24 protein-coding genes are annotated in these 22032 nt (G+C 71.6%); 9 read left to right on the forward strand and 15 right to left on the reverse strand.

Annotated elements, in window-relative coordinates:
- Nucleotides 1-1221 (reverse strand): CynX/NimT family MFS transporter, encoded by a 1221-nt coding sequence (locus ABD143_RS11365; protein ID WP_343975451.1) that lies wholly within the window; start codon nt 1219-1221, stop codon nt 1-3.
- Nucleotides 1218-1904: a FadR/GntR family transcriptional regulator gene (locus tag ABD143_RS11370; RefSeq protein ID WP_343975454.1), complete on the reverse strand. Its 687-nt coding sequence runs from the start codon at nt 1902-1904 to the stop codon at nt 1218-1220. The genes ABD143_RS11365 and ABD143_RS11370 overlap by 4 nt, the downstream gene beginning before the upstream one ends.
- A gap of 47 nt (nt 1905-1951) precedes the next feature.
- Here ABD143_RS11370 and ABD143_RS11375 point away from each other — a divergent pair, with 47 nt between their 5' ends.
- Nucleotides 1952-2764 carry a phosphotransferase gene (locus ABD143_RS11375; protein ID WP_343975457.1) on the forward strand — a complete coding sequence of 271 codons (813 nt, stop codon included), beginning with the start codon at nt 1952-1954 and terminating at the stop codon, nt 2762-2764.
- Here the strand turns inward: ABD143_RS11375 and ABD143_RS11380 are convergent.
- The 3 genes from ABD143_RS11380 to ABD143_RS11390 all read right to left on the reverse strand — a co-directional run bounded on the left by ABD143_RS11380 (nt 2721) and on the right by ABD143_RS11390 (nt 5287).
- Complete coding sequence (locus ABD143_RS11380; RefSeq protein WP_343975460.1) at nt 2721-3566, reverse strand: putative RNA methyltransferase; 846 nt, start codon at nt 3564-3566, stop codon at nt 2721-2723. The genes ABD143_RS11375 and ABD143_RS11380 overlap by 44 nt on opposite strands.
- A 2-nt stretch (nt 3567-3568) precedes the next feature.
- Complete coding sequence (locus ABD143_RS11385; protein WP_343975463.1) at nt 3569-4579, reverse strand: helix-turn-helix transcriptional regulator; 1011 nt, start codon at nt 4577-4579, stop codon at nt 3569-3571.
- Nucleotides 4580-4663: 84 nt separating this feature from the next.
- Nucleotides 4664-5287 (reverse strand): TetR/AcrR family transcriptional regulator, encoded by a 624-nt coding sequence (locus ABD143_RS11390; RefSeq protein ID WP_343975467.1) that lies wholly within the window; start codon nt 5285-5287, stop codon nt 4664-4666.
- Between the two features lie 122 nt (nt 5288-5409).
- On the opposite strand from ABD143_RS11390, the gene ABD143_RS11395 reads away from it, so the two are divergent.
- The gene (locus ABD143_RS11395) at nt 5410-5775 is read left to right on the forward strand and encodes an ester cyclase (protein WP_343975470.1); all 366 of its coding nucleotides are present in this window, start codon (nt 5410-5412) and stop codon (nt 5773-5775) included.
- Nucleotides 5776-5853: 78 nt separating this feature from the next.
- On the forward strand, nt 5854-6156 hold the full coding sequence (locus ABD143_RS11400) for a helix-turn-helix domain-containing protein (RefSeq protein ID WP_343975473.1): 303 nt from the start codon (nt 5854-5856) through the stop codon (nt 6154-6156).
- Nucleotides 6157-6174: 18 nt separating this feature from the next.
- On the opposite strand, the gene ABD143_RS11405 is transcribed toward ABD143_RS11400, so the two are convergent.
- Nucleotides 6175-7155, reverse strand: a complete 981-nt coding sequence (locus tag ABD143_RS11405; RefSeq protein WP_379659681.1) for a helix-turn-helix transcriptional regulator — start codon at nt 7153-7155, stop codon at nt 6175-6177.
- Nucleotides 7156-7297: 142 nt separating this feature from the next.
- On the opposite strand from ABD143_RS11405, the gene ABD143_RS11410 reads away from it, so the two are divergent.
- Nucleotides 7298-7759 (forward strand): VOC family protein, encoded by a 462-nt coding sequence (locus ABD143_RS11410; protein WP_343977300.1) that lies wholly within the window; start codon nt 7298-7300, stop codon nt 7757-7759.
- 46 nt (nt 7760-7805) lie between these two features.
- On the opposite strand, the gene ABD143_RS11415 is transcribed toward ABD143_RS11410, so the two are convergent.
- The 6 genes from ABD143_RS11415 to ABD143_RS11440 form a co-directional block, all read right to left on the reverse strand.
- Nucleotides 7806-10196, reverse strand: a complete 2391-nt coding sequence (locus ABD143_RS11415; protein WP_343975479.1) for an ATP-binding cassette domain-containing protein — start codon at nt 10194-10196, stop codon at nt 7806-7808.
- A gap of 123 nt (nt 10197-10319) precedes the next feature.
- Nucleotides 10320-10547: a hypothetical protein gene (locus ABD143_RS11420; RefSeq protein ID WP_343975482.1), complete on the reverse strand. Its 228-nt coding sequence runs from the start codon at nt 10545-10547 to the stop codon at nt 10320-10322.
- Nucleotides 10548-10840: 293 nt separating this feature from the next.
- A complete protein-coding gene (locus tag ABD143_RS11425; protein WP_343975485.1) occupies nt 10841-11251 on the reverse strand; it encodes a VOC family protein in 411 nt (136 codons plus the stop codon).
- 5 nt (nt 11252-11256) lie between these two features.
- Entirely contained in the window at nt 11257-11700 is a 444-nt protein-coding gene (locus ABD143_RS11430) for a helix-turn-helix transcriptional regulator (RefSeq protein WP_343975488.1), read from the reverse strand.
- Between the two features lie 116 nt (nt 11701-11816).
- Nucleotides 11817-12302 carry a bacterioferritin gene (bfr, locus tag ABD143_RS11435; protein WP_343975491.1) on the reverse strand — a complete coding sequence of 162 codons (486 nt, stop codon included), beginning with the start codon at nt 12300-12302 and terminating at the stop codon, nt 11817-11819.
- Nucleotides 12303-12417: 115 nt separating this feature from the next.
- A complete protein-coding gene (locus ABD143_RS11440; protein WP_343975494.1) occupies nt 12418-12615 on the reverse strand; it encodes a (2Fe-2S)-binding protein in 198 nt (65 codons plus the stop codon).
- Between the two features lie 251 nt (nt 12616-12866).
- Between ABD143_RS11440 and ligD the strand changes: the two genes are divergently transcribed.
- The 5 genes from ligD to ABD143_RS11465 all read left to right on the forward strand — a co-directional run bounded on the left by ligD (nt 12867) and on the right by ABD143_RS11465 (nt 18947).
- Complete coding sequence (gene ligD / locus ABD143_RS11445) at nt 12867-14810, forward strand: non-homologous end-joining DNA ligase (protein ID WP_343975497.1); 1944 nt, start codon at nt 12867-12869, stop codon at nt 14808-14810.
- A gap of 25 nt (nt 14811-14835) precedes the next feature.
- Entirely contained in the window at nt 14836-15645 is an 810-nt protein-coding gene (locus ABD143_RS11450) for a glycerophosphodiester phosphodiesterase family protein (protein ID WP_343975499.1), read from the forward strand.
- Between the two features lie 28 nt (nt 15646-15673).
- A complete protein-coding gene (locus ABD143_RS11455; protein ID WP_343975501.1) occupies nt 15674-16990 on the forward strand; it encodes an MFS transporter in 1317 nt (438 codons plus the stop codon).
- Nucleotides 16987-18360 carry an MFS transporter gene (locus ABD143_RS11460; protein ID WP_343977303.1) on the forward strand — a complete coding sequence of 458 codons (1374 nt, stop codon included), beginning with the start codon at nt 16987-16989 and terminating at the stop codon, nt 18358-18360. The genes ABD143_RS11455 and ABD143_RS11460 overlap by 4 nt, the downstream gene beginning before the upstream one ends.
- 242 nt (nt 18361-18602) lie before the next feature.
- Nucleotides 18603-18947: an RNA polymerase-binding protein RbpA gene (locus tag ABD143_RS11465; RefSeq protein WP_343975504.1), complete on the forward strand. Its 345-nt coding sequence runs from the start codon at nt 18603-18605 to the stop codon at nt 18945-18947.
- Between the two features lie 98 nt (nt 18948-19045).
- Here the strand turns inward: ABD143_RS11465 and ABD143_RS11470 are convergent, their stop codons facing one another.
- From ABD143_RS11470 to lnt, 3 genes are read right to left on the reverse strand one after another with little or no spacing between them, the layout of a single operon-like run.
- Nucleotides 19046-19543 (reverse strand): phosphoribosyltransferase, encoded by a 498-nt coding sequence (locus ABD143_RS11470; RefSeq protein WP_343975507.1) that lies wholly within the window; start codon nt 19541-19543, stop codon nt 19046-19048.
- A gap of 13 nt (nt 19544-19556) precedes the next feature.
- A complete protein-coding gene (locus tag ABD143_RS11475; RefSeq protein WP_343975510.1) occupies nt 19557-20366 on the reverse strand; it encodes a polyprenol monophosphomannose synthase in 810 nt (269 codons plus the stop codon).
- On the reverse strand, nt 20359-21972 hold the full coding sequence (gene lnt, locus ABD143_RS11480) for an apolipoprotein N-acyltransferase (RefSeq protein WP_343975512.1): 1614 nt from the start codon (nt 21970-21972) through the stop codon (nt 20359-20361). The genes ABD143_RS11475 and lnt overlap by 8 nt, the downstream gene beginning before the upstream one ends.
- Nucleotides 21973-22032: the final 60 nt, after the last annotated feature.

Here is a 22032-nt window from a genome sequence, read left to right on the forward strand (position 1 = left end):
TCACGCTACCGGGGCGACGTCCCGTTCGGCCGGGGTGCTGGAGCGCAGCACCTTGTCGCGGCCGGCCAGGACTCCGGCCGTCCCCTGCACGGCGAGCGCCGCGAAGAGCAGCAGGAACGGCACGGTCCACGCGCCGGTCAGGTCGTGCAGCGCGCCGACGGCGAACGGTCCCACCGCCGCCACCAGATAGCCGACGCTCTGCGCCATGCCCGAGAGCTGCGCGGCGTGGGCGGCGTCGGGGGAGCGCAGCGCCATCAGCGTCAGCGAGAGCCCGAGTGCCGCACCTTGCGCCGCGCCGAGCAGCACCATGGACACGATCTCGGCGCCGGGAACCAGCAGCACGCCGAGCAGCCCGAGCGCTGCCAGCACCGCGATCCCGGCGGCGAGCAGCCGCTGCCGGGGCAATCGCGTGGCCAGCACCGGCGCCGCCATCGAACCGCCGACGCCGACGATGCTCGCCAGCGACAGGAGCCATCCCGCGGCCACCGGGTCATGCCCGCGGTCGACGAACACCGCGGGCAGCCACGCGGTCGACGCGTAGAAGCCGAACGACTGGAACCCCATCAGCCCGGTGACCTGCCACGCCAGCGGCTGCCGCCAGAGGCCCCCGACGCCCGGCCCCCGGACCGCGACGGGCCGCCCCGCGCGCCGCGCCTGCGGCAGCCAGCACACGGCTGCGAGCGCCGCGAAGACCCCCCACGTCCCGAGCGCAGCGCGCCAGTCCAGGCCGGCGGCCTGCGCGACCGGCACGGTGATGCCGGCCGCGAGCCCCCCGCCCGCCGAGATCGCCATCGTGTACAGGCCGGTCATCACGCCGGTGCGGTGCGGGAAGTCCCGCTTGATCAGGCCCGGCAGCAGGACGTTGCCGATCGCGATCGCCGAACCCGCGACCACCGTTCCCACGAACAGCGCCGCGACCGGGCTCAGCGTGCGGACCGCGAATCCCACGCACAGCACGACGAGGGCCAGCAGCAGGGTGCGCTCGATCCCGAACCGGCGGGAGAGCCGCGGCGCGGCGGGGGCGAGCAGGCCGAAGCACAGCACCGGAAGCGCCGTCAGCACGCCCGCCGCCGTGGCGGAGAGCCCCTCGCTGACCTGGATCTCGGACAGCAGCGGCGCCACGCCGACGACGGCGGGCCGCAGGTTCGCCGCGACCAGCACGATCGCGGCCGCCAGCAACCACCCGGTCCGCGGCGCGCGTTCCTCCACGCGCGCCGTCACCGGTCCCGCTCCGCGATGGCGCGGGCCGCACCGAGGTAGTTCTCGGCGGCGGCCCTCGCGGCCACCGGGTCGCGCGCGATGATCGCGGCGGCCAGCTCGTCGTGGCCGGGGAACGCGGCCGGATCGTCATCGCGCTCGTCGATCTCGGCGACCGTGCGCTGGATCGCCTCGGTGAGACCGGCGTACAGGTCGACGAGGACCGGGTTGCCGGTCGCGGCGATCACCGCCCGGTGAAACGCGAGGTCGGCCGCCACGAACACACCCCGGTCGCCGCCCTCGGGGGCCGCGGCCCGCCGCGCGTCGGCCGCCTCCCGGATCGCGACGACGTCGGCCTCCGTGCGGTTCAGCGCCGCGGCAGCGGCGGCGTCGCGCTCCAGGCTGCTCCGGACGGCAAGCACGTGCATGGCCGTGGATCGTCGCGCCCTGCGGAGCAGCGCAGCACCCAGGTCGCTCGTCGCACGCACGTAGGTGCCGTCGCCGCGGCGCGGTTCCAAGAGCCCCGCGTGCTCGAGCGCCCTGACCGCCTCGCGCACGGTGTTGCGGCCCACGCCGAGCGCCGCGACGAGGGCGGGCTCCGGCGGGATCTTCGACCCCACCGGCCACTCGCCTGAGGCGATCAGCCGTTCCATCTGGGCCATGACGTCGTCACACACACGCCCGGTCCGCACCGTCGAGAGACCCACGCAAACAACCTAACATCCCATGTTTGGCGAACGGGTTAGCGTGAAGCGTGGACCACAGCGCGCACGGACGCGTCCGGCGCGCGCTCCGCAGGAATGCACCCGCGCTCGCCGAGGAGCCGCTCCGCCGGCTGGGCGAGGGCCTCGACAATGTCGCGTTCGTGGCGGGCGACATGGTGCTGCGGGCAGCCGACGAACCAGAACGGGTGTATCGGGAGGCGGGTCTGCTCGCGCTGCTGGCACCGCGGCTGCCGCTGCCGGTGCCCGTTCCCCGCTTCGCCGACGGCGAGGGCGTCCTCGCCTACCCGCTGCTGCCCGGACGACCGCTGCTCGGGCGGGAGCCGGGCGCAGGAGCCGCCCAGCAGCTCGGCAGGCTCCTCCGTGCCCTCCACTCCGTCGACCCTGCCGAGGTCGCGGCGCTGGTGCCGGTCGAGGACGCCGACCCGGGGGAATGGCTCTCCGAGCTGGCGGGCCCACCTGCACTGGTGAGGGCCGTCCGGTCGGCCGTGCCCGCGCGGTCTGGTCAGCGGGCGCTCTGCCACGCCGACCTCGGCGCCGAGCACGTGCTCGAGCAGGACGGCGAGATCACGGGTGTGATCGACTGGTCCGATGCCGCCGTCACCGACCCGGCGCTCGACTTCGCGCGGCTCTACCGCGACTTCGGGCCCGCGTTCCTGACCACCGCGCTGGACGTGTACGGCGGGCTCCCCGGCGCCGGACCACGCATCGAGTTCTTCGCCCGCTGCGCCGCCCTCGAGGACCTGGTCTACGGGCTGGAGAGCGGCCGCGCCGAGTACGCGGACGCGGCCCGCCGCAGCTTCATGTGGCTGTTCCCCGATGCGGAACCGGCCGGTACACCGTGAGGACAAACGACGCGGTCGCCGTGATCCCGCCGGGCACGGGCTGATCGGCAGGGTCGCGGTGGTGCGCGCTCGGCCCCATCCCGACCACCTGCCGCAGCCCCGCCTCGTCGAGGCGCATCGCGAACGCGAGCCGCTCGCGGGTCTCCGTCCGGAACCGGGCCGCGAGCGCCTTGTCCAGCCGTTCCGGCTTGCGCTCGTCGACGCCGATGAGCCGGGCCACCTCACGCACCTCCGCGAGATGATCGGGCGCGGGCGTCACCACGAGCAGCGCCCCGTCCCGGCGGAGCACGCGGTGGAACTCGTCGGCGTTGCGGGGGGCGAACACGTCGAGCACGAGGTGCGCCGAGCCGTCCTCCAGCGGCCACCGCTCCCAGACGTTCCAGGCGACAGCGGCGGCCTGCGGATGGGCCTTCGCGGCCCGGCGTACGGCAGCGACGGAGGAGTCGATCACCAGGCCCGATGCCGCCGGGGCGGCGTCGAGGACGTGCGCGAGGTAGTACCCGGTGCCCCCACCCGCATCGACGACCAGGCCACCGGTGTCCGGCAGGACGTCGGCCGCCAGCGCGGCGACGCGCTCGGCGAGCGGCCGGTAGTGCCCGGCGGCGAGGAAGCCGTCCCGGTCCACGACCATCGCCGTGGTGTCTCCTACGAGCGCCCGGCCTGCCGCGAGGTTGACGTAGCCGTGGCGCGCGATGTCGAACGTGTGCCGGGCCGGGCACACCAGCGAGCCGGTCCGTCGATACAGGTCCTGGCCGCACATCGGGCAGGTGAGCGGCAGCGCGTCGAGGGCGGAGTGCGGCACGACTAGGAGCCCGGGGGAGGGACGGGCTCGTCACTCGGCATGGCTGGCTTCTCCTGGATCGATTCCTGGCCCGGAGCGTATCTCCGGACCAGCTCCGCACCGAGCCGGGCGAGCTCGGCCTGCACCGACGCCGGTCCCAGCACCTCGACGAGCGCACCCCAACCCGCCAAGTGCTGCGCGACCATCAACGGCGTAGGTGCGGCGATCCGCACCCGGACCCGGCCGTCGCCCGCCACGCCGTCCTCCGCGAAATGCCGTCCGTGCTGGTCGCGCAGCACCCGCACGTACCTGGCGTCGGTCAGCAGCGTCGCCTCGACGAGCCCGCGACGCTGCTCCATCTGCTCCACGACCTGCTCCCAGGCCTCCGCCAGCGCGAAGTCGGCCGGCCGCTGCGAGGGGGTGTCGGTCAGCACCGCCTCGGCGATCCGCTCGACGCGGAACGTCCGCTGCCCGGCCTCGGTGCCCGCCACGAGGTACCAGACGTCGTCCTTGTCGACGAGCCCCCACGGGTCGACCACACGTTCGGACCGGTTGCGGAGCCGGTCGACGTAGACGAGTCGGACCTTGCGCCGGCGCACGACGGCCGTCTGCAACTCCGCGACCAGCGGTGGCCGCTCCCGGCCCGGCTCGCCCCAGCGTGCGGGGTCGATGACGACGGCGTCGGCCGCCGCCTCGGCCTCGTCCCGGAACGGGCCGGGCAGCGCCCGCACGAGCTTGCGCAGCGCGGCCTTGGCCTCGGGCGCGACGGCAGCGGCCGGGCCGACGAGGAGGAAGAGCGCCTGCGCCTCGGCGGAAGTCAGCCCACTGAGGTCCGTGCGAGCCCCGCCCAGCAGCGTCCAGCCGCCGCCCCGCCCCTGCTGCGGGTAGACCGGGATGCCGGCCGCGGAGAGCGCCTCGAGGTCGCGCCGGGCGGTGGCGACCGACACCTCCAGCTCGGTGGCCACCTCGGCCGCGGTCACGCGCCCGCGCGACTGCATCAACAGGAGGGCCGCCACGAGCCTGTCCGCACGCACGGACCGAGTGTGCCGGGTGAAGTGCTCAGGAGGTGAACACTTCAGCCCAAGACCCCCGGCCCCCTGAACGCGCAGGGGTCTTGCCTACCGGGATTGGGGTCGTAGCCCGTCAAGGATGATCTGAGCGATGTGGGCTGAGCGTTCGCGGCTGGTCTCTGCGTTGGCGTGGCGGATCGCGGCGAAGGCACCGGCGACGAGTGCCATCACCTCGTCGACAGTGAGGTCGTCGCGCACAACGCCGGCTGCGTGCGCGCGATCGAGCAGGTCTGCGACCTGGCGTGTGAGGTCCGCCGCGACCCTCGGGGCGGCGGTGCGCAGGTCGAACTCGGCGGCCACGAGCGCACTCTTGACAGCGACGTTCTCGGCGCCCGTGGCCATCATCCGGGACAGCTGTGTGAACAGGGCGGCGGGATCGTCGGTGGTGGCGAGCACTTCTGCCTCCCTCACCAGATGCTCGAGCTGATCGGTCGCGACGGCGAGATAGAGAGCCTCCTTGGTGGGGAAATGCCGGTGGACGGTGCCGGGGCCCACGCCCGCGTGGCGGGCGATCTCGTCGAGCGAGACGCCAAGACCCTCGGTCGCGAACAGCTGCTGCGCGGTCCGCAGGACCCGCTCGCGATTGCGGCGCGCGTCAGCCCGCAGCGCTCGGTCACTCCCGAGAGCTGCCGACGACTTCGCTGAGGCGCGTTCAGGCGGCTGGCTGGACATGTCGCGCCTAGCTTAACCGGGGCGGCGCACCGTATGCTGCTGGTCGTAACCGGGGCGGCGCACCGCTTATGGAAGTGCACCGTCCTTCAGACCGATCCACCAGCCACGAGGAGATCACGCCGATGACCACACGCGACGACGCGAGCGCCCTGGTGCAGCGGATGCAGGAGTGCTTCAACACCCGCCAATTCGATCAGGCCGACGACCTGTTCACCCCAGGCTTCTTCAGCCACGCGCTCGGCACCACCGGGTTCGAGGCAGGCAAGGACGCCTGGCGCAAGGTCGTTGCCCAGTTCCCCGATATGCGCGTCGTCGCCGAGGACATCCTGGTGGACGGCGACAAAGTCGCCATCCGCTCGTCTGTCGATGGGATCGCGGCCCCGGATGGCGACGCGCAGCCCATGCTCATCGAAATCTTCCGCGTTGACGATGGCCGGCTCGCGGAGATGTGGGGGATCACCGAGGGCCCGGACCCGCGTATCACCTGATGCCCGTACCCGGAGTTCTGTCATAACATCGATTATCGGCTAGTTAAAGGTCGGGAGTTGCATCGGATTGTTGTCCGGATGCAGTGGGCAGCACGGCCAGTTGGTCGACGCACCCGCGCCCCCCAGGACGCCGCACGAGACAACGCCGACGTGGCCGCGATCGCCCGGATGGCCGGCAACCCCGAAGATCTGGAGACTCTGGACGCCTACTGCGCCACCGGCTCCCAACGCCGGGCCGCCGACCTTCTCCACCTGCACCACAGCAGCGTCGCCCGCCGCATCGAACAGCTCGGAAAGACCCTGGGCATCGAGCTCACCGAGCCCACCGGACTGACACGGGCGAGGCTCGCCCTCACGGCATGGCGGCTACTCGACGACTGAGGAAGAACCGCCTCGTCGCTATCCCGGTGAGATCGTTGCACCGGCCGCCAGTAGTCTCTCCGCCAGCGCGCGACAGCGCCTCCCGAGCTCCGGAGGGTCGAGTACCTCGAAGTCGTGCCCGAGCAGGAGTACGTGCATGAGCACGAAGTCGAGGCTGCCGGCGCCACTGAGCACCTCGCAGAGCTCACTCCCTCGCCGTCGTACGACGGCCGCCGACGCCGGAATCTGCGCGCGCACGGTGTCGGCCGACGCGTGCACGAGGAAGCGCGCCTGGTGCGGGTAGACCCGGCTTGCCACACCCTCCTGCACGTACGTCGCGGCGTCGGGGGCCTCGCGCGGGCGGAAGCGCCAGGACCGCCGCGACACCGCGGTCATCCGGTCGACGCGGAAGCTGCGCCAGTCGTCGCGGTCGAGGTCGTAGCCGAGGAGGTACCAGCGCCGGTCGGAGGCGACCAGCCGGTAGGGCTCGACCCGCCGCCGTCGCACCTCGCTCCCGGACGGGTAGTCGAAGGCGGCCTCGACCTCGTCGCGGCAGGCCCGGGCCAGTGTCATGAGCACCTCGGGGTCGACCGGCGTGCGGCCTCCGCCGAAGGACTCCACCGAGCCGGAGAGCGCGCGCACCTCGTGCCGCAGCCGGGTGGGCAGCACCCGATCGAGCTTGGTCAGCGCCCGGAGCGCGGCGTCGCCGGCGCCGGCGACGCCGCCACCCGCGCCGGCGAGCAGCGATACCACGGTGGCGGTCGCCTCCTCGTCGTCGAGGAGCAGCGGCGGCAGGTCCTGCCCCGGGCCGAGCTGGTAGCCGCCGCCGACACCCTGGGTGGCATGCACCGAATAGCCGAGCATGCGCAGCCGCTCGACATCACGTCGTACGGTGCGCGGCGTGACCCCGAGCCGGTCGGCGAGCTCGGGGCCGGTCCAGACCGGGCGCTGCTGCAGCAGCCCGAGCAGGGTGAGCACCCGCTCGGTCGTACCCCGCCCGTCACCGCCTGCCACGTCCACGTCGCCCACCCTGCCAGAGATAGCGGACCGATCCTGTCCGCTAAACGTGCCAGGGTAGCTCCTGGCTGCACGACATCTACCTGCACGAGACCCGCTACGAACGGAGCAACCGATGAGCGAGCTTGCGAGCGAATCATCTGCGATGAGCCGCCACATCCAGGTCACCTTCGACGCCCACGACCCGCGGGCGCTGTCGTCCTTCTGGCGCGACGTACTTGGCTACGTCCACCCCGGCCCGCCCGGAGTCGACCTGCCCGAGGACGCCGACCCGCTCGCCGCATGGGACGACTTCCTCGCACGGGTCGGCGTACCGGAGGAGCAGCGCAACACGAGATCGGCCATCGAGGACCCGGACGGGCACGGCCCACGGGTGTTCTTCCAGCAGGTGCCGGAGGACAAGGTCGCGAAGAACCGTCTCCACCTCGACGTCCGTGCGGCTCCCGGACTGCAGGGAGAGGAGCGGATGGCTGCGCTGGAGGCCGAGTGCGACCGGCTCGTGGCGCTGGGGGCGACACGGGTACGTCGCCACGAGCCCGCTCCGCCGATGAGCGCCGGCTTCATCGTGATGACCGACCCCGAGGGCAACGAGTTCTGCCTGGACTGACGCACGCGCATCGTGCTCCGGTCACAGGGTTTCGCGAGGACCTCGGTCAGGTACCGACGTAGGCCGCGAGGTGCTCGCCCGTCAGGGTGGATCGAGCGGCAACGAGGTCGGCGGGTGTGCCCTCGAAGACGATCCGGCCGCCGTCGTGGCCGGCGCCGGGTCCGAGGTCGATGATCCAGTCGGCGTGCGCCATGACCGCCTGGTGATGCTCGATGACGATGACCGACTTGCCGGAGTCGACGAGCCGGTCGAGCAGGCCGAGCAACTGCTCGACGTCGGCGAGGTGGAGGCCGGTGGTCGGCTCGTCGAGGACGTAGACGCCGCCCTTCTCAGCCATGTGGGTGGCCAGCTTGAGCCGCTGCCGCTCGCCGCCGGACAGTGAGGTGAGCGGCTGGCCGATGGTGAGGTAGCCGAGCCCGACGTCGGCGAGCCGCTCGAGGATCTTGTGTGCGGCCGGCGTGCGCGCCTCGCCTGCGCCGAAGAACTCCTCGGCCTCGGCCACCGACATCGCGAGCACCTCGCTGATATCGCGGCCGCCGAAGTGGTACTCGAGCACCGCCGCGTCGAACCGCTTCCCCTCGCACAGCTCGCAGGTGGTGGCAACGCCTGCCATCATCGCCAGGTCGGTGTAGATGACTCCGGCACCGTTGCAGCTGGGGCAGGCGCCCTCGGAGTTGGCGCTGAACAGCGCCGGCTTCACGCCGTTGGCCTTCGCGAAGGCCTTGCGGATCGGGTCGAGCAGTCCGGTGTACGTGGCCGGGTTGCTTCGTCGCGAGCCGCGGATCGCGCCCTGGTCGATCGCCACCACCCCGTCCCGGCCGGCCACCGAACCGTGGATCAGCGAGCTCTTGCCCGAGCCCGCCACGCCGGTCACCACGACCAGCACGCCGAGCGGGATGTCGACGTCGACACCCTGCAGGTTGTGGGTGTCGGCGCCGCGCACCCCCAGTGCCCCCGACGGCGTGCGCACCGACGGCTTCAGGGAGGCGCGGTCGTCGAGGTGCCGCCCGGTGAGCGTGCCACTGGCCCGCAGTCCCTCGACGGTGCCCTCGAACACCACCTCGCCACCGGCGGTGCCGGCGCGCGGGCCGAGGTCGACGACGTGGTCGGCGATCGCGATCGCCTCCGGCTTGTGCTCCACGACGAGCACCGTGTTGCCCTTGTCGCGCAGCTGGAGCAGCAGGTTGTTCATCCGCTGGATGTCGTGCGGGTGCAACCCGATGGTGGGTTCGTCGAAGACGTAGGTGACGTCGGTGAGCGAGGAGCCGAGGTGGCGGATCATCTTGGTGCGCTGCGCCTCGCCGCCCGACAGCGTGCCCGACGGCCGGTCGAGCGAGAGGTAGCCCAGCCCGATCTTCACGAACGAGTCGAGGGTGTGCCGGAGGGTCGTGAGCAGCGGCGCCACCGACGGCTCGGCGAGGTCGCGCGCCCACGCGGCGAGGTCGCTGATCTGCATCGCGCAGGCGTCGGCGATGCTGATTCCCTTGATCTTCGACGAGCGGGCCGCCTCACTGAGCCGGGTGCCGCCGCACTCGGGGCAGGTGGTGAAGGTGACCGCACGCTCCACGAAGGCGCGGATGTGCGGCTGCAGCGCGTCGACGTCCTTGGACAGGTACGACTTCTGGATCGTCGGGATCAGCCCGGCGTACGTCAGGTTGATGCCCTCGACCTTGATCTTGGTCGGCTCCCGGTGGAGCAGGTCGTGCAGTTCCTTCTTGGTGAACCTGGCGATCGGCTTGTCCGGGTCGAAGTACCCGCACCCGCGGTAGATGCGGCCGTACCAGCCGTCCATGCTGTAGCCGGGGATCGTGAGCGCACCCTCGTTGAGCGACTTGCTGTCGTCGTACAGCGCAGAAAGGTCGATGTCGTTGACCGAGCCCCGGCCCTCACACCGCGGACACATGCCGCCGGTGATGCTGAAGCTGCGCCGCTCCTTCATGGTCTTCCCAGCGCGCTCGATCGTGACCGCGCCCGCTCCACTGATCGAGGCGACGTTGAAGGAGAATGCCTGGGCGGAGCCGAGGTACGGCTGCCCGAGCCGGCTGAAGAGGATGCGTAGCATCGCGTTGGCGTCGGTGGCGGTGCCGACGGTGGAGCGGGGGTCGGTACCCATCCGCTGCTGGTCGACGATGATCGCGGTCGTCAGCCCGTCGAGGACGTCGACATCGGGCCGCGCCAGCGTCGGCATGAAGCCCTGCACGAAGGCGCTGTAGGTCTCGTTGATCATCCGCTGCGACTCCGCGGCGATCGTGTGGAACACCAGCGAGCTCTTGCCCGAGCCGGAGACGCCGGTGAACACCGTCAGCCGGCGCTTCGGGATCTCGACGCTGACGTCCTTGAGGTTGTTCACGCGCGCGCCGTGCACCCGGATCAGATCGTGGCTGTCGGCAGCATGCAGCGCGGGCGACTGCGTGTCCGTCATCGTGGCAATGCTCATCGTGTCTCCATCTGTGAGGCGGGCCGCCTTCGCGGTCTCCGTCTGCGTCGCCTGGCTCGTTCTCCTTCGGCGGCGCGGTCGCGGCAACGGTCCGATGTCTACCTGATCCGGTGTAGGCCCGGGTCAGCCCTCTCGAGCGGTGAGTCGCCCGCTGCGCCACCTGATGGCATACGGCAGCACGAACAAGTACAGACCGGTGAACAGGAGCAAGGCGAGCGGGAGCAGCGGCAGGTAGAACACCCAGCTGGCAGGCTCCTCCTGTCCTAAGGCGACGAAGCAGGCGATGACGGTCACCGTGAAGGCGATGGACAGCCAGCGGTGAATCTGTCGAACCCACTTGTTCGAGTTCAATGGGATCTCCTCCGAGTACGAGCAATGTCGGGACCCGGCCGGGTCGGACCTTCAGCCGGTTGTAGACGTTGGTGGTGACGATCGACGGCAGCAGTGCCCCGCCGTCCCAGCCGAAGGACAGCGACGCAAGGTACGAGGTGGCGTGCGGGAGCGGGGTCGGCCGTTATCGGCCGTGACGGGGGACGTTGCGGACGGGGTCGGTGCCGGTGGCTGCCAGGCGGCCGCCACCGACGTCGTGCCCGAGCTTCGTCACTGTGCCGTCTGGCAGATCGTGGCTGCGATCGCCGGTCAGCTCAGCACAGCTCCTGGATGCGGATCATGTTGCCCGCGGGATCGCGGAAGGCGCAGTCGCGAACGCCCCACGGCTGTTCTGTCGGCTCCTGGACGACCTCGGCGTCGCTGGCCTGCAGCTTCTCGAAGGTGCCATCGAGGTCGGGGGTAGCCAGCAGGATCCAGCCGTAGGTGCCCTTGGCCATCATCTCGGCGATGGTGCGGCGCTCGTCGCCGGTGATGCCGGGGTCGGCGGCCGGCGGCGCCAGGAGGATGGACGTGCCGGGCTGGCCGGCGGGGCCGACCGTGATCCAGCGCATCTTGCCGTTTCCGACGTCGTTGCGGACCTCGAAGCCGAGGGTGTCGCGGTAGAAGGCCAGGGCGGCGTCCGGGTCGTCGTGCGGGAGGAAGCTCGTGTGAATGGTGATTTCCATGGCGGTCACGCTAGGTGCGGCTCGGTGACCGGCGCTTCTCGATTCCTGATCGGTCTGGTCACCTGTTTCGCCACGCACGGCGGCATCCCCGCCGTCGCCACCTGGCGCCGGTAGACGCTGGGCGGCACACCGACCAGCTCGGTGAATCGTGTGCTGAAGGTGCCCAGCGACGAGCAGCCGACCGCGAAGCAGACCTCGGTGACGCTGAGGTCGCCACGACGCAGCAGCGCCATCGCGCGCTCGATGCGCCGCGTCATCAGATAGGAGTACGGCGCCTCGCCGTAGGCGCGCCGGAACTCTCGGCTCAGGTGCCCGGCCGACATGTGCGCGCCGCGGGCGAGCGCCTCGACGTTGAGTGGTTTGGCGTACTCCCGGTCGATCCGGTCGCGGACGCGGCGCAGCCGCGCGAGGTCGCGTAGGTGCTGCGCTGCGTCGGGTCTGCTGGTCACCTGCGAAATCGTGCCACGAGCCCGTATATCTTCGATCCCCGCTCGGCTGTCACCGAGCCAGTAGCCACCGGGACGGCGGCGTGGACGGGATCTGTGATCGAGTTGTCGGTGAGCGGTCAGCCTGCGGTGGGCGGCTGGTCCACGAGCTGCGCCAGGTAGAGCTGCTCGCCGAGACGGTCCATCAGTTCGAGGTTGGTCTCGATGTAGTCGATGTGGTGCTCCTCGTCGGCGAGGATCTCCTCGAACAGGTTCGCGGTCGTGTGGTCGCCCTTCTCCCGGCACATCGTGATGCCGGGGCGCAGTCGCTCGACGACCTCGACCTCGATGGCGAGGTCGGACTGCAGCTGCTCGCGCACGGTCTGGCCGATCCGGAGCGAGAAGAGCCGCTGGTAGTTCGGCAGGCCCTCGAGGAACAGGATGCGGTCGGTGATCTTCTCCGCGTGCCGCATCTCGTCGAGGGACTCGGCCCTCGTGTACTCCGCGAGCTTCGTGAGCCCCCAGTTCTGCTGCATCTTCGCGTGCAGGAAGTACTGGTTGATGGCGGTCAGCTCACTGGTGAGCTGCTCGTTGAGCAGCGCGATGATCTCGGCGTCGCCACGCATGGCGGTCCTCGCTTCGTCGGCGGACAGGATCGCCGCGACGTTAGCCCGAATCCACGATCGTGGCCGACCCAGGATCGCCTTCCCGCAGGTCAGGCTATCCAGAAGGGGACGCTGATCACGCCGTGGCCGGCAGACCGGCGAGTTCGGACGGCGCGTGCGCGGCGGCGAGGAAGACGTCGATGTGGTCGTGGCACGAGCCGCAGCCGGTGCCTGCCCCACAGGCGTCCCCGACATCCTCGATGGAGCGCGCCCCGCGCGCGATGCAAGACCGGATCTCGGTGTCCGGCACCGCGTGGCAGATGCAGACGTACACAGGCGCTCCTTTGTTGAGGCAAGCCTATGTTCACATCCGCCCTCCATCGGGCGCAAGATGCTCTGGACGGGATAACCAGTGCGGTGGCCACAAACGTCCGCCGGGTCCTCGCGGGCCAGAACGACGCCTCGCCGCGTTGCCCCCGCACCCGAGTACGCCCGGTACGAGGGTGCGGGGGCGCCTTGCGAGGCGCCGTTCTGATCCCGCGATCACCCCGGCAACGTTGGTGGCCACCGCACTAGCCTGTACACGTGCCGCTCGACGAGTACCGCCGCAAGCGCGACGCGCGGCGGACGCCGGAGCCCGTACCCGATGACGACCCGGTCGCGTCCGGCGAGGGGCACCGGTTCGTCATCCAGGAGCACCACGCGCGGCGGCTGCACTGGGACGTCCGCCTGGAGCGCGACGGAGTGCTGGCGTCGTGGGCGGTCCCGAAGGGCCTGCCCACCGACACGGAGACGGTGCGACTGGCCGTGCGCACCGAGGACCATCCCATCGAGTACCTCGACTTCTCAGGGGAGATCCCGGCTGGCGAGTACGGCGGCGGCGCCATGACGATCTGGGACACCGGCACCTACGAGACCGAGAAGTGGAACTCGCGCGAGGTCATCGTGCGGATGCGCGGCGAGCGGGCGGCAGGCCGGTTCGTGTTCATCCGCACCGACCGCGACGGCGGGGGCGGCGACCGGGGCAAGGACAACTGGCTGCTGCGCCGCTCCGACCCGGTCCCCGACCGCGACCCGCTCCCCCACGACGCGCTGCCGATGCTCCCCACAGCCGGGCCCCTCCCCCAGGCCGGCGACGGGACCGACTGGTGGCTGCAGGTCGGCTTCGGCGGGCGGCGGGTGATCATCCGGGTCGACGGCGGGCGGGCCAGGATCACCGACGGGGACGGCGGCGAGGTCACCGTCCCGCGGCTGCGGGAGCTCGGCCCGTCGCTCGGCGCGACTCCGGTGCTGCTGGACGGCGAGCTGGCCGGTCCGGTCGAGCGGGCCGAGCTGTGGATCGGCGACCTGCTGCACCTCGACGGCCGTGACACGTGTCCGTTGCCGTTGCGGGAGCGCCGGGCGCTGCTGGAGCGGCTGCCGCTGAACGGCCCGCACTGGAAGCTCGCGCCGGTCTTCCCGGACGCAGGGCAGGAAGTGGTCGCGGCGGCCGCGCAACAGGGCCTGCCCTGTGTCGTGGCGAAGGACGCCGACTCGCCCTACGAGCCGGGCAGGCGTAGCGCGCGGTGGGTCGAGGTCGCGACGGGAGGAGGGAAGGCCCCCGAACCGGCGCGCCCAGCGGCGGGAGCCGGTGGGAAAGCAGCCGGCTTCGGCCGTGCGAAGCTCAGCAACCCGGACAAGGTGCTCTACCCGCTCACCGGCACCACGAAGGCCGAGGTGCTCGCGCACTACCTGGCCGTCGCCGAGGTGATGCTCCCCCACCTGCGCGACCGCGCCGTGACGATGGTCCGCTGGCCGGACGGAGTGGAGCGGTCGTCGTTCTTCGAGAAGGACGTCTCGCGCCACGCTCCCGACTGGATCCGGACCGCGCGGGTCGGCACCCCCGGCGGCCGCTCGGAGAGCGCCGACTTCCCGCTCATCGACGACGCCGAGGGCCTCGCGTGGGCGGCCAACCTCGCCGCGCTTGAGCTGCACGTGCCGCAGTGGCGGGTCGGGCCGCGGGGCGGGCACCAGCTGCCGGACCTGGTCGTGTTCGACCTGGACCCCGGCGAGGGCACCACGATCGTCGACTGCTCCAGGGTTGCGGAGCGGATCGCCGACCGGCTCGCCGCGGACGGCCTCGTCGCGTACCCGCGCACGAGCGGCGGCAAGGGCATGCAGCTGTACATGCCGGTTACGGTCTCGCGCGCGGAGCGCACGTCGGAGTTCGCGAAGGCGCTCGCCGAGGAGCTCGCCGCCGAGACGCCGGGACGGGTCACCGCCGTGATGGCGAAGGCCCGCCGTCGCGGCAGGGTGTTCGTCGACTGGAGCCAGAACAACCCGCACAAGACGACGATCGCGAGCTACTCGCTGCGGGGGCGGGCCCGGCCGACCGTGGCCACTCCGGTGACGTGGGACGAGGTGCGCGCCTGCCGCCGTCCCGAGGACCTGATCTTCACCGCCGCCGACCTGCCGGCGCGGATCGCGGAACACGGTGATCTGCTCGCCCCGCTGTTCACCGATCCGCAACGCTTGCCCCGTCGCGATTGATCGTCCGGAGTGGCACGCTCGCCCCGTGTCCCGCCCCCTCCCGTCCGGCCACCCCTACCTCGACGGCCCCTACCCGCGGGCCTACGCCCACCGGGGCTGGCACGTCGGTGACCTCGCCGGTTACGAGAACACGCTGGCCGCGTTCCGGCGCGCGGTCGAGGAGGGCTTCGCCTACATCGAGCTGGACGTGCACGCGAGCGCTGACGGCGTGCCGGTCGTGCACCACGACCCCACCCTCGACCGCACCACCGACGGCTCCGGCCCGATCAAGGCGCAACCGGCCGCCGTGCTCGCCGACGTGCGGGTGATGGGCCGCGAGCCGCTGCCGATCCTGGAACAGGTGCTCACCGAGCTGCCGGACACCCGGATCACCATCGAGCTCAAGTCGGACGCCGTGGTCGAGCCCGTCCTCGCGGTGCTCGACCGCACCGAGAGCTGGCACCGGGTCTGCCTCGGCAGCTACCACGACGGCCGGCTCGCGAAGGCGAGGGCGCTGGCCGGGCCCCGCGTCTGCACGTCGATGGCGCAGGGCGCCGCGTTCGGGCTGCGCAGCCGGGCGTGGCTCGACGCGCTGCCGGGCCCGTTCTCCCGGCTGCCCGCGCCGCCCGTCACCGGGAACCTGGCGCAGCTCCCCCGCCGCTTCGGGCCACTGACCGTCGTTGACGGCGCCCTGGTGCGCACCGCGCACGCCGGCGGGCGCGAGGTGCACGTGTGGACCGTGGACGATCCGGCGGAGATGTCGACGCTGCTGGACCTCGGCGTCGACGGGCTCCTGTCCGACCGTCCCGACCTCCTGCGCAAGCTCCTGCAGGAGCGCGACCAGTGGACGGATTGACCGGGATACGGCCCGCTACTCTCCGCGCATGAACACCGCGGCACGCGAGAGCACCGATCGGTCGGTCCCCGCGGCCGGGCGCGGGCAGGTGCTGGCCTGGAGCCTCTGGGACTGGGGTTCGGCGGCGTACAACGCGGTGATCCTGACCTTCGTCTTCTCCGTCTACCTCACCGACCAGGTGGGTGACGACCTCCCCGGCGACGTCAGCGCGAACAGCTGGCTCGGCTACTCGATCGGCGCGGCCGGCCTGCTCATCGCGCTGATGGCGCCCGTGCTCGGGCAGCGGGCCGACGCGGCGGGGCGCCGCAAGTTCGCCACCGGTGTGTGGACCGCGCTGACGATCGTGACGATGGCCGGGCTGTTCTTCGTCGCGGACGACTGGCACTACCTGTGGCTCGGGCTCCTGCTGCTCGGCGCCGGGTCGATCTTCTTCGAGCTGGCGTCGGTGTCGTACAACGCAGTGCTGACGCAGGTCTCGACGCCGGCGACGATCGGGCGCGTCTCGGGCTTCGGGTGGGCGATGGGCTACCTGGGCGGGATAGTGCTGCTGCTCGCGGTCTACCTGGGTTTCGTCGTCGGCGACGGCGGGCTGCTCGGCGTCCCGACCGAGAACGGGTTCGACATCCGGCTGATCGCGCTGGTCGCGGCCGCGTGGTTCCTGGTGTTCGCGGTGCCGATGTTCGTCGTGGTGCCCGAGGTAGCGGCCCGCATCGACCAGCCGGCCCGATTGGGCGTGGTGGCCTCGTACAAGGCGCTCTTCGCCGACCTGCGCAGCCTTTACCGCGCGAGCCCGCACACCGTCTACTTCCTCGGCGCGAGCGCGCTGTTCCGCGACGGGCTCGCCGCGATCTTCACGTTCGGCGCGGTGCTGGCCGTCACCGTCTACGGCATCGGTGCGGGCGACGTGCTGATCTTCGGGGTGGCTGCCAACATCGTCTCGGCGCTCGGGGCGCTCGTGGCCGGCCGGATCGACGACCGGGTGGGGCCGAAGGCGGTGGTGGTCGGCTCGCTGATCGGGATGCTCGCCACCGGTGTGGTGCTGCTGTTCGTGTCCGGCCCGACGATGTTCTGGATCTTCGGGCTGATCCTGACGCTGTTCGTCGGGCCGGCGCAGTCGTCGTCGCGCACGTATCTCGCGCGGCTCGCACCGCCTGGCCGCGAGGGCCAGCTCTTCGGGCTTTACGCCACCACGGGGCGGGCGGTGTCGTTCCTCGCGCCGACGCTCGTGGGAGTGTTCACCACGCTGTTCGCCTCAGACCGGGCGGGCATGATCGGGATCCTGCTCGTGCTCGCCATCGGTCTGGTGGCGCTGTGGCCGGTGCGCCCGCCCGCCCGCGCCGCATGACGTCCGGCCGCGGGACGAGCACAGCGCGGGAGCGCACGGGCTGGGTCTTCTACGACTGGGCCAGCCAGGTCTTCCAGACTTCGGTGATCACGGTCTTCCTCGCCCTGTACCTGACGGGTGTGGCCGAGGCCGACGCGCGCGCATCCGGCCAGGCCTGCCCAGGCGAGACCGGGCTCGTCGACTGCGACGTCTCCCTGCTCGGCGTGCCGGTGGCCGCCGGCTCGGTGTACGGCTACCTCGTCTCGATCGCGACGCTGCTGCAGGTCGTGGTGCTGCCGATCGCCGGCGCGATCGCCGACCGCACCCAGGACAAGCGCAGGATGCTGGCGCTGTTCGCGTTCATCGGCGCGGCCGCCACCGCTGCGCTGGCGCTCGTGGCCGGCACGAACTGGCAGCTCGGGTTCGTGCTGTTCGTGGTGGCCAACACGGCGTACGGCGCGTCGATCGTCGTGTACTACGCGTTCCTGCCCGAGCTGGTCGGCCCGGACGAGCGCGACGCTCTCTCGGCGCGGGGCTGGGCGTTCGGCTACCTCGGCGGCGGGCTTGCACTCGTGCTGCACCTGGTGGTCTATCTCGGTCGCGACTCCCTCGGCCTGTCGGAGAGCGCCGCGGTGCGGATCTGCTTCCTCCTCGCGGGCGTGTGGTGGGCCGTGTTCACGCTGCTGCCGCTGCGCCGGTTGCGCCGTCACCAGCCGCCGCAGGGCGGCAAGCAGGGCCGGGCGGTGCTCACGGCCGGGTTCCGCCAGCTCGGGTCGACCCTGCGGGAGGCCCGCCGGTTCCCGCTGACGCTCGCGTTCCTGGCCGCCTACCTGCTGTTCGCCGACGGGATCAACACCGTCGCCCAGATCGCGGGCCTCTACGGGGAGCGGGAGCTGCTGCTGCCCCGCGAGATGCTCATCGCGACGATCCTTGTTGTGCAGTTCGTCGCCTACGGCGGGGCCGTGCTGCACGGGGCGGCGGCCAGGCGGTTCGGGGCGAAGCGCACGGTGCTCGCCAGCCTGGTCGGCTGGTCGGTGATCGTCGGCTGCGCGTACCTCCTCGCGCCCGGCAACGCGATCGGCTTCCTCATGGTCGGGGCCGGGATCGGGGTCGTCATCGGGGGCACGCTCGCCCTCACCCGGTCCCTGTTCAGCCAGATGGTCCCGGCCGGGCGCGAGGCGGAGTACTTCGCGCTCTACGAGGTGGGCGAGCGTGGCACGTCGTGGCTCGGGCCGCTGCTGTTCGCCGTCATTGCCGACGCCACCGGCTCGTTCCGGCCCGCGATCGTCTCGGTGCTCGTATTCTTCGTGTTGGGCGGTGTCGGGCTGGCATTCGTGCCGGTGCGGCGCGCGATCCGAGCAGCCGGTAACGAGGAACCTGCACTCGTGTAAACAGCACGTCAGGGCCCGGTGACATAAGTCACAACTGGCTGACAGGTCACAACGGCGTGTGTAGCGGGCCGCCATGGTGGACACTAAGTTATCGGGGCGGCAAACGTCCGGCGTCTGTCGTGCGACGACGACGCTGGCGGAGCCGCCCCGATGGCGGGAATGGACGGCTGTGTTGCAGACGTTACACCCGGTGGCGACGGCCGAGGGAACGTCCCCTTGGCCACTGAAGTGGAGGATGACGCATGGCCGACCGCGTGCTCCGTGGCAGCCGGCTCGGGGCTGTCAGCTACGAGACGGACCGCAACCACGACCTCGCGCCGCGGCAGTCGATGCGCTACGCGTGCCCACGCGGGCACGACTTCGAGGTGCCCTTCGCCAACGACGCAGAGGCCCCGGCCACCTGGGAGTGCCGTCTCCACGGCAGCATCTCCCGGCTGGTGGACGGCGAGGAGCCTGAGCAGAAGAAGGCGAAGCCCCCGCGCACACACTGGGACATGCTGCTCGAGCGCCGCTCCGTGGCTGACCTCGAGGTGCTGCTCAACGAGCGTCTGGAATTGCTCGCCGAGCGTCGGCGCGACATCGCCTGACGCGCACTACCGACACCGAGAACCGGGTCGCTCCCGCAGGGGCGGCCCGGTTCTCTCATGTCCGGGGTCTCAGCGTCCCTAGGAGTCCCTAGGAGTCCCTAGGCATCGAGGACCTGGTCCGGGCGCCGGACCACCGGCGGCTGGGTCGACCACGGGAAGTTGATCCAGCGGTCGGTGCGGCGCCAGACGTATTCGCACTGCACGGTGGTGTGTGGCTTCTCGTAGACCACTGCGCAGCGGACGTCCGCCACGTGCCCGACGCAGAAGTCGCGCACCAGCTTCAGCGTCGCCCCCGTGTCGGCGACGTCGTCGGCGACGAGCACGTTCGCACCCGACAGGTCCACCACGTTGGGCACCGGGGGCAGCATGATCGGCACCGGCAGCCGCTCGTCCACGCCGGTGTAGAACTCGACGTTCGCCACGTGCAGGTTCTTGACGTCGAGCGCGTAGCCCAGCGCGCCGGCCACGAACAGGCCGCCGCGGGCGATCGACAGGATGATGTCGGGCTCGTAGCCGTCCTTCGCGACCAGCTCAGCGAGCTCGCGCGCCGCCGTGCCGAAGAGCTCCCACGTGAGCTCTTCCCTCGGTTCCGTCATGCGGGCTTGCCCGTCACGCCCGGACCGGACCTTCCGGCACCTCCGGCACGGCCCTGTCGCCCGGCTTCGTGCGATCCGGCGTGGCACGGTCCGGCTTCGTGCGGCGCAGCACCCGGTCCGCGCCCCAGCAGGCGACGCGCCAGAACGCCTCGACGACGATCGCCCCACTCATCTTCGACGAGCCCCGCTCGCGCTCGGTGAAGGTGATCGGCACTTCGCGCACGCGGAACCCGGCCTGCACGGCGCGCCAGGCCATGTCGATCTGGAAGCAGTACCCCTGCGACGAGACCTCCTGGAGGTCCAGCTCCTCGAGCACCTGCCGGCGGAACACGCGGTAGCCCGCGGTGATGTCCTTGATCGGTACGCCGAGGGCGACGCGGGAGTAGAGGTTGGCGCCGCGGGACAGCCACTCGCGGTGCGCGGGCCAGTTGCGCACGATGCCACCGGGCACGTAACGGGACCCGAGAACGATGTCGGCGTCGTCGAGCGCGGCCAGCAGGGCGGGCAGGTCCTCCGGCGGGTGCGAACCGTCGGCGTCCATCTCGACGACGACCTCGTACCCGTTGCGCAGCCCGTGAGCGAACCCGGCGAGGTAGGCCGTGCCCAGCCCGCCCTTGCCGTCGCGGTGCATCACCGTGATCCGGTCGTCGTCGGCCGCCATCGCATCGGCCAGCTCACCGGTGCCGTCCGGGCTGGCGTCGTCCACGATCAGGACGTGGGCGGTGGGTACCGCGGCATGCAGCCTCGACACCACCGGACCGAGGTTGTCCCGCTCCTCGTAGGTGGGGATCACCACCAGCACCGGGCCCGCGGGCTCAGCCATCCTCGTCCTTCCCCCAACGGCGCCGCGACACAACCGCGGCGCCGACCGCCACCACTCCCAATGCGACCAGTACCCACTCGGGTGTGGATCGCCATCGGGAGGCCAGCGTAGTGGTGTCGCTCAGAGCCGTCCGATCGACCAGGACGTCTGGCGTGAACTGCTTCGTGCTCGCTGTAACCGTGCCGTCGCTGGCAATGGTGGCGCTGACCCCACTCGTGGTCGGAACGATGACCGGCCGGTCGTGCTCGACCGCGCGGATCCGTGACATCGCGAGCTGCTGGTACGTCATCTCGGTGAGCCCGAACGTGGCGTTGTTGCTGGGGACCGCGATCACGGTGGCACCCGCGTCGACACTGTCGGCGACCAGATCGTCGAACGCGACCTCCCAGCAGATCGCCACACCGACCCGGACACCGGCCATGTCGACCGCGCCGGGACCAGGACCGGGTACGAAGTAGCCCGCGCGCGCCACGTAGGGGGAGAACAACGCGAAGAAGTCGCGCCACGGCATGTACTCGCCGAAGGGCTGCACGCGGCGCTTGTCGTTACGCTCCACGACCCCGGCGCCCGCCTCCCAGACGAGCGACGAGTTCGTGGTGGTCTGCCCGTCCGGGTTGCGCAGCACCGCACCGACCAGGATGGGCGCCCTGATGGCACGGGCGGCTCTGTCGATCTGCGCGGCGGCGTCGGGGTTCCGCAGCGGGTCGATGTCGCTGGAGTTCTCGGGCCACAGCACGAGGTCGGGCTGGGGCTGCCGCCCGGCGGCCACGTCGGCGGCAAGCTGCTCGGTGACGCGGACGTGGTTGTCGAGCACGGCGCGGCGCTGGGCGTTGAAGTCGAGACCGAGGCGCGGGACGTTGCCCTGGACCGCGGCGATCGTGACCGTCGGCTCCGGCTTTCCCGGCGTGGGCGGCACCAGTGCGGCGAGCGGGCCGGAGACCATCGCGAGCACGGCGGTCAGCGCGGGTACGACGAGCGCCCGCGGGTTGCGGTTGACCACCAGCCTCCGCACGAACTCGCCGAGGGCGAGCCCGACGAGCACCGTGGCGAAGGACAGGAGCGGCTCCCCGCCGATGGCGGCCAGCGGCAGCAGCGGGCCGTCGGGCTGGCCGAAGCCCACCCGCCCCCATGGCAGCCCGCCGAACGGCACGCGCCCGCGCAGCGCCTCCGCGCCGATCCACACCGCGGCAGCCCAGAGCGGCCCGACCGGCAGCCGCGACACGAGCGCCATGCACGCGCCGCCGACGCCGACGAACAGCGCCTCGAACACGCACAGCGCCACCCATGGCACCGGCCCGACCAGCTCGCCGACCCACACGAGCAGCGGGAGCAGGAACGCGAGGCCGAACACGAAGCCCCACCCGAATCCCGCGCGGACGCCGCGACCCTGTAGCACGCCCCAGAGCAGCGCGAACGCCGGCAACGCCAGCCACCAGAGGGTGCGCGGCGGGAAGCTCAGGTACAGCAGCAGGCCACCGCCCGCCGCACCGAGGAAACGGGCGGCGAACGGGGCCCACGACCGGCGCTCGCGGCCGGCGGCCCGCGGCGGGGGTGCCGGTTCCGGAGCCGGGTCGAACGCAGCGGGTTGCGCAGTGGGTACGGCCACCGCGCGAGCGTACGTCCCCGGATGTGGGATCTCGGTGCCGACCGGCGGGCACGGGAACGG

The sequence above is a fragment of the Pseudonocardia aurantiaca genome (genome assembly GCF_039526725.1).
In the GTDB taxonomy this organism is placed as follows: domain Bacteria; phylum Actinomycetota; class Actinomycetes; order Mycobacteriales; family Pseudonocardiaceae; genus Pseudonocardia; species Pseudonocardia aurantiaca.